Below are 8,462 nucleotides of genomic sequence, written 5' to 3'. Positions count from 1 at the left end.
TAAGGCTAATCAGGTGGTGCGCTAATTGATTCGCACGGCGGTTGAGCTCAGCATAAGTCAGATGTTGGTCTTCAAACCGCACAGCGATTGTTTCAGGGGTGCGGTTAACTTGCGCTTCGAATAGCTGATGGATCAGTGCATCTTGAGGGAAATCGGCGTTGGTGTCGTTAAAGTCAACTAACAACTGTTGACGTTCACGCTCTGAAAGCATTGGTAAGGTGGCAATCGGTTGGGTGACATCGTCTGCCATCGCCATCAGGATATTTTTAACATAAGTCACCATACGCTGCATAGTTTCGCTATCAAATAAGTCGGTGGCATAGAAAAGTCCACCATCAAGGCCATTTTCCGTTTCAGTTAGAGAAAGTGTGATATCAAACTGGGTACTATGCTGCGGTTGCTCAACAGGAGAAAGCACCAGATTAGGCAGCGTTAGCGCCTGCGTTGGGGTATTATTTAGCGACAACATCACTTGGAAAATAGGGCTGTAACTAAGGCTACGAACAGGTTGTAGCGCTTCAACCAGCTGTTCAAACGGTAGCGCTTGATGGTCGTAGGCCTCCAGTGCGTGTTCTCGTATTTGACTAAGTAGGCTCGCGACGGTGCGACAGTGACGCAATTCAGTACGTAAGGCCAACGTATTGACGAAGAAGCCAACCACGCCTTCCAGCTCTTGGCGAGGGCGGTTAGCAACGGGGGTACCAATCACAATGTTTTCTTGCCCACTCAAACGAGACAACACCACAGACCACGCTGCCAGCAGCGTCATAAACAAGGTGGTACCTTGTTGTTGATTTAGCCTATACAGACGGTGTAGTTGTTCACCATCTAAATGGAAAGGAACTCGATCCCCTGCATAACGCTGTACTGACGGACGAGGGCGATCAGTTGGTAGTTCCAACAGTGCAGGAGCATTTTGTAAATGACTGCACCAATAATCACGCAGATCATGGAGTGCTTCACCTTGCAGATGCTGACGTTGCCAAACAGCATAATCGGCGTAATGAACTGGAAGCGGCGGCAGTTGTGCATCTAGCCCTTCAATAGCAGCTTGATACAACGCCGCCAGCTCGCGTGCTAGAATACCTGTAGACCAGCCATCGGAAATAATATGGTGCAAGGTTAGCAGCAATACATGCGTATTATCCTCTAACTGTAACAGCTGACCGCGGATCAGTGGCCCTTGTGTCAAGTCGAAAGGTGCACGAGTTTCTTGTTCGGTCAATACCTCTAGGCGAGTGGTGCGTGTTACTTCATCCAATTCACGTAAATCATGATAAGACAGACTAAAGCCTGCGGTATCAGTGGTAATTTGTTGATAAGGTTGTCCATCGATGGCGATAAAACGGGTACGTAAGCTTTCATGGCGTGCAATCAACCCATCGAGCGCAGCCATCAATGCAAGGCGGTCAAGTTTGCCTGTCAGACGTAGTGCAAAAGACAGATGATAAGCCTGACTGGCGGCCTTATCGAGCTGAATAAGGAGCCACAGACGTTGCTGAGCAAACGACAGAGGCAGGAGCTCTGTACGATCGGCCACAGGGAAGGCAAGTGTTGCATCATTGGCCGTAGCGGTTACTGCCGCCGCCAAATCGCATAATGTTGGGTGTACAAACAGCGTTGCTAGTGCGATGTTTATTCCTGCACTATTCATACGGTTAAGTAACTGTACTGCAAGAAGAGAGTGACCACCGAGTTCAAAGAAGTGGTCATAACGACCCACTCGTTCTAACCCGAGCAGTTCTTGCCAGAGTGTGGCGAGCTGTGTTTCAATCTCACCCAGTGGTGCTTGATAGTCACGGCTTGCAAAAGCGGATTGATCAGGGGCAGGCAATGCCTTACGGTCGAGTTTCCCGTTAGGGGTGAGTGGGAAAGCATCGAGCGTTACAAAAGCGGATGGGATCATGTAGTCTGCTAATGAAACAGCAAGTTGTTCACGTAGTGTTGTAGGGTGTAGTTCAGCACCTGTTTGAGCACAGAGATAAGCCACCAAGCGGCTATCTCCCGCTGTATCTTCACGACTGATCACCAAGGCGCCTTTTACCCCAGTACAATGCAGAAGGCGAGACTCAATTTCACCTGCTTCGATACGAAAACCGCGCACCTTAATCTGAAAGTCATTACGACCGAGATAGTCAATGCTGCCATCAGGTAGCCAACGACCAAGGTCGCCTGTTTTGTAAAGTTTGGCTCCGCACTGGTCGCTGAACGGATCAGCAATAAAGCGTTCAGCAGTGAGTTCAGGGCGGTTGAAATAACCGCGAGCAACACCTGCACCACCAATATAAAGCTCACCAGTCACACCTATTGGTACGGGCTGACCAGTGTTATCCAGAATATAGATACGAGTATTGGTAAGCGGCTTACCGATGGTGGGAAGCGGCTGAGTATTGTCAACCACACAAGCGGTCGCATCAACGGTACATTCGGTTGGACCATACACATTAATAAAGCGGGTTTGGGAGAGCGATTGTAACCGTGACCAAACAACAGGCACTATCGCTTCACCACCAATAAGTACCTGTGCGGGCTGATAGTTAGGATCAGTGCCAAGCCCTGCGTCTAATAACCAATGCAGCTGAACGGGGGTACAGTCAAATAGCGCTACTTCATGACGAGCAAAGTAGCGCCAGAGCTGATGTGCATCAGCACGTAGTGCATCAGGTACCAACACGAGAGTGTGACCAGATAGTAGTTGTATCCAGTTTTTCACCGAGGCATCGAATACAATACTTGCGTTAAGAGCAACACGGCTAGGGCTATCGAGTGCAAGCAGTGTTTGTAATCCAGTAGCAAGGTTAAGCACATTGCGGTGTGTGACCATTACACCTTTCGGCTTGCCTGTAGAGCCTGAGGTGTAAATCACATACGCTAAATTCCCTGCATACAGCCCTTCAATCACAGGGTTAGTGTCTGGATAGTCATTGGTGGCGGGTGTATCAAGCAGCACAGCAGGCAGAGAGCGGCCTAACAAGGCCTCTTGGGTTGATTGGGTAAGCAGTGCCACAGGCTCTGCATCATCAAGCATATAGGTAAGGCGTTCGACGGGATAAGCAGGATCCATTGGCATATAGGCCCCTCCCGCTTTAAGAATACCCAGCAAGCCAATTATCATTTCGGGGCTACGTTCAATGCACAGAGCAACGCGATCATCTGGTTTAACACCAAGGGCAATCAAGTGATGCGCCAGTTGATTAGCCCGACAATTGAGCTCTGCATAAGTAAGCTGTTTATCTTCAAACACCACCGCGATAGCTTCAGGGGTTTGTTGTGCTTGGGCTTCAAATTGTTGTTGGATCAGTGTTTCACGAGGAAAATCAGCCTCGGTAGCATTAAATTCAACCAAGAGCTGCTGGCGCTCAGTTCTTGGCAATATCGATAAGTTTAATGCTACCTGCTGCGGTGTTTTTGCAAGCGACGTTATCAGGCTTTCTATCGCTCTGTGCATGTAGTGAATTATTCGTTTAGGATCAACCCCATCAACCGTTTTTGCAGTCAGCTCAAAGCCCTCTCCAAGGTCATCCACTGATAGCGTGATAGGATAGTTAGTACGTTCTTGCCCACTTAATTGGCGAATGCCTTCCCAGAATCGGTTGTGGGTTTCTTTAGGGGAATGACGATAATTAAATAGCGTGCTAAATAGAGGCAGCGAGGCGGGCACTTGGCTACATTGCTGTGCTAATGTGAGCGGTGCTTGTTCATGGGTTAATAATGCCATTAGCTCTTGCGCGGTCTCTTGAACCACTTCATAGACAGTGCTATCGCCTAGTGATACACGCAGCGGTAGCGTATTAATAAACATCCCCATCATCTGACTAGCGTCAGTGCTGCTTTGTAAACGCCCTGAAAGTACAGAACCAAACACCACGTCATTATGGCCTGTCGTCAGTGCCAATACCTGTGCCCAAGCAACATGGAAGAGCACACTAGCGCTGATACCTAAATGGCGAGCCTGACGGCGTAGCTTATCTGCCAATAAGGTATCGAGTGAAAGATGTGCTTCGGTAATGTTCTCGCCATTGCCTTGCACATCTATGCAGTCAAAGGGGGCAGTTGGCGTATCAATATCAGCCAGTCGGCTGCGGAAATAGTGTTCATGTTCAGAAAGCGGAATACTCAGTATTTGTGCAATAAAGTGACGATATGGCTGCGGTTTAGGTAAGGATTGCTCATTATCTTGTAACAGCAGGCGAATTTCGTCGATGATTAACGCCTGTGTCATATGATCACTTATCAAGTGATGAGTACTTAAAGACAATAACCATTCATCACAAGCAGGATCATACGCCGTCATTGCTGACAGTAGTGGCGCATGGTTAAGGTTAAGGCGATGATGACGAGGATCATTTGCTGCATGTAATTGGGCTAGCACTGTGTCTGATGATGTTGCTTCTAGCATTTTGACCGCCAGCGGTGCTTGTCGCCAAACTACTTGCACAGGTTGGTTTAACCCTTGCCAACAGATAGTAGTACGCAGAATATCGTGGCGTGTAATTACCTGTTGTAATGCATCTATAAAAGCATCAAGGCGTACTTGTGTATCAAAGGCGAGCAAGCTGTTTAACAGATAGGTGTCGCCTTTCTCCTGTAATTGGTAATGGAATAGAATACCTTCCTGTAGAGGTGACAGCGGATAGATATCCTGCACATTGCCGACCCCGCCGGGCACGGTTGCGACAACAGTATCAATTTCTTCTTGAGACAATGTGACTAACGGCAATAATTCAGGCGTGATCTTCACCGTATCTCGAGTTATACGATTAGGGGGAACGATAAACGCAGATTTATCCTGCTGTGCCAGTATAGTTTGTGCCATCTCGTAGAGAACAGGGGCAGAAAAGACACTTCCGGCATCGAGTGTCCAACCAAGGTTACGCAGGCGCTCAATCAATCTGACTATCATCAGCGAATGGCCACCGAGTTCAAAAAACTGATCATAGCGGCTAACACGCTCTAGCCCTAGCAGCTCTTGCCAAATATATGCAAGTGCTATCTCTAGCTCGCCTTGCGGCGCTTCATAATCACGATGCACCACGGCGGTTTGGTCAGGTAAAGGCAGTGCGTTGCGATCCAATTTACCGTTTGGTGTGATGGGGAGAGCATCAAGCATGACAAAGGCAGACGGCACCATATATTCTGCCAAATGTTGGCTGAGCTGTTGACGTAAGTCACTTGGGTGCAGTTGAGCCCCAGACCGTGTGCAAAGATAGGCAACCAACCTGACATCACCGAGAGTATCTTCACGAGCAATCACCACGGCTTCACTCACACCGTTGCACTGCATTAATTGTGCTTCTATTTCACCTAATTCAACACGCAAACCACGCAGTTTTACTTGGAAGTCATTACGACCGAGGTATTCGATTTCGCCGTTTGGCAACCAACGACCCAGATCACCTGTTTTATAAAAGCGAGCATCAGCAACATCGCTAAATGGATTAATCATGAAACGCTCGGCGGTCATTGCTGGGCGGTTAAGATAACCGCGCGCTACTCCTGCGCCACCAATATAGATTTCACCCGTAACACCCAGTGGAACAGGTTGTTGTTGCGCATCCAAAATATAAATTTGTGTGTTCGCAATAGGGCGACCAATTGGAGGGCGGGCGTCATGGTTCGCATCGCAATGTGCCAAAGTGGCACAGACGGTAATTTCTGTTGGGCCGTAGGCATTAAATACCCGTCGGCTAGCTGCCCATCGCTTAACTTGCGCAGCGGTACAGGCTTCTCCCCCTAAAATAAGCGTTTTTAATGTCGGTAATTTTGCATTAGATGGCAGGGCATTGGCGGCAATTGGTGGTAATAATGCGTGAGTTATAGCGTGCATTTGTAATGTTGTTAGCAGCGCTTCGCCGGGTAACAAGGCGTCTTTGGTTGCCAATACTAAACAACCACCATGAGAAAGGGTTGTCGCAACTTCAAATACACAGGCATCGAAACTGAACGAAGCAAACTGTAACAGACGACTATCATGGTTGATAGTAAAGGTCTCTGCCAGCGCAGTAACCAGATTACACAGGTTGCGATGTTCAACCATCACCCCTTTGGGTTTACCCGTAGAGCCTGAGGTGTAAATCACATAGGCCAAATGTTCAGATGTTAAACCTAATGATTGTGGCTGTGGGTTAGTATCTGGTACTTCGTCAGTAATTGCCGCTGGTAGGTTATCGAGTTCGATAATCGGTAGTGTGCTATCGAATAACCCGACGAGCGCGGTTTGTGTTAACAGCGCAACAGGTGCAGCGTCTTCCAACATATAAGCCAGACGTTCGACAGGATAAGTTGGGTCTAAAGGCACATAAGCACCACCTGCTTTCAGTACTGCTAGTATAGCGATAACCATATCCAGACTGCGTTCAACGCAGATGGCCACCCGATCGTCGGGCTGTATGCCAAGGGTGTGCAGATGATGTGCAAGTTGGTTTGCACGACGATTAAGAGCATCATAGCTGAGAGCAGCTTCGCCAAATACCACTGCGATGGCATTTGGCGTGTGGGCAACCTGTGCTTCAAACTGTTCGTGAATAAGTGTGTGCGGCAGGCTATTTGTTTCAATAGTATTAAACTCAACTAGCAATTGCTGACGCTCTGATTCGGGTAGCACCGATAGGCAACGTATTGAAGTCTGAGGATTGGCTTCCAGTGCGGCGGTCAGGTTGCTGAGCGCTATCTTCAGGTAATTGATCACACGTTCAGGATGAATACCTACTACCGCTTGGGCTTCCAAGCTAAATGCGTTGCCGCTATCGTTAACAGACAGAATAAGTGGATAGTTTGTTCGCTCTTCTGAGGTGAGTAATCGCATTCCACCACAATCAAGGGCATCAATATCTTGTGAGTTATGGCGATAGTTAAATAGCGTGCTGAATAACGGCATAGGGGGGATTACGCCGCTACAGCGTTGCGCTAATGTTAGTGAGGCTTGTTCATGCTCTAGTAACGTCATTAAATGATGTGCGGTATGCTCAACTACCTGTGCCACGCTGCTATCGGCAAGTGAAACTCGCAGCGGCAGTGTATTAATAAACATCCCCATTACCTGATCGGCACCCGCAGAGCCCTGTAAACGACCGAGCAGCACTGTGCCGAAAACCACATCATCACGGCCACTGGTTTGTGCCAGTACTTGTGCCCACGCTACATGAAATAGCACGCTCGGGCTAACGCCAAAACAGCGCGCCTGACGGCGAATGGCTGAGGCTAATGTACTTTCTAGCGCTAAATGCGCTTCGATGATATTGCCGCCGTCACCTTGAACATCTAGCACGCCAAACGGTGCGGTTGGTGCATCAATATCGGCCAGCTGTTCGCGGAAATAGGCCTCATGTTCAGCGGTCGGTACATTTAATGTTTGGTAGATAAAATTACGATAGGGCAGCGGCGCTGGCAATGCATCCTGTTGTCCTTGTAATCGCTGGCGAATTTCACTAACGATTAATGCTAATGTCATATGGTCACAAACAAGATGATGGAAACGTAATGCTAGCAACCATTCGTGTTGTTTAGGGCAGTAGGCAATATCGGCTCTAAATAGCGGGGCCTGAGTCAAATTGAAACGGTGAGTACGTGGATCTGTATGGGCTTGTAACTGTGCTAGCACATCGTCCTGTGAGGTTGGTTCAAAAGTCGTAATGGGTAAGTTTGCATGGCGCCAAACCACTTGCACCGGTTGGCTTAACCCCTGCCAGCACACGGTAGTACGAAGAATATCGTGGCGTTCAATCACTTGCTCAAGTGCACTAAGGAAAGTATCGAGACATTCACGGCTATCAAACGCCGCCAAATTTCTTAATAGGTAGGTATCACCTTGTTTTTGTATTTGGTGATGGAAAAGAATACCTTCCTGTAGAGGTGATAGCGGGTAGATATCCTGCACATTAGCAGCACCCCCCGCCACGCTTGCTACGATGGTATCGATCTCCGTCTGGGTCAGTGCCACTAGTGGCAGCAAATCAGGGGTGATAGTGGTGCAGCCTGCGGGAATGCGGTTAGGTGGCACTATAACAGCCGGTTTATCTTGATGTGCCAACATTGCTTGTGCCATATCACACAGCACGGGTTTGGAGAAAACGCCTCTGACATCTAGCGTTAACCCCTGATGGCGCAGTTGCTCAATTAGGCTAACTATCATCAGCGAGTGGCCGCCGAGCTCGAAGAAGTGATCATACCGTCCCACTCGTTCTAACCCCAGCAGTTCCTGCCAGATTTTAGCCAATGATGTTTCAATATCGCCGACAGGCGCCTCATAACCACGAGTTACCACCGCAGACTGGTCAGGTTTAGGCAGTGCTTGACGGTCAAGTTTACCGTTAGGGGTCAAGGGGAATGTTTCAAGCATCACAAAGGCGGATGGGAGCATATAGTCGGCCAAGTGCACCGAGAGCTGCTCGTGCAGCTCGGCGGGTTCAAGCGTGATACCGGCTTGTGGGCAAAGGTAAGCCACCAGTCGGGTATCGCCTGCG

Annotated in this window: 1 protein-coding gene; it reads right to left on the bottom strand. The window is 48.7% G+C overall.

What is annotated here, in order from left to right:
* Nucleotides 1–8,462: amino acid adenylation domain-containing protein (locus AC3Z9T_RS21160; protein WP_490128032.1), on the bottom strand; the 8,462-nt coding region annotated here is incomplete at both ends.

This window comes from Providencia sp. 6390 (assembly GCF_058148425.1).
Note: the sequence above shows the minus strand (reverse complement) of the source record. Positions and strands in the feature narration are given on the sequence as shown.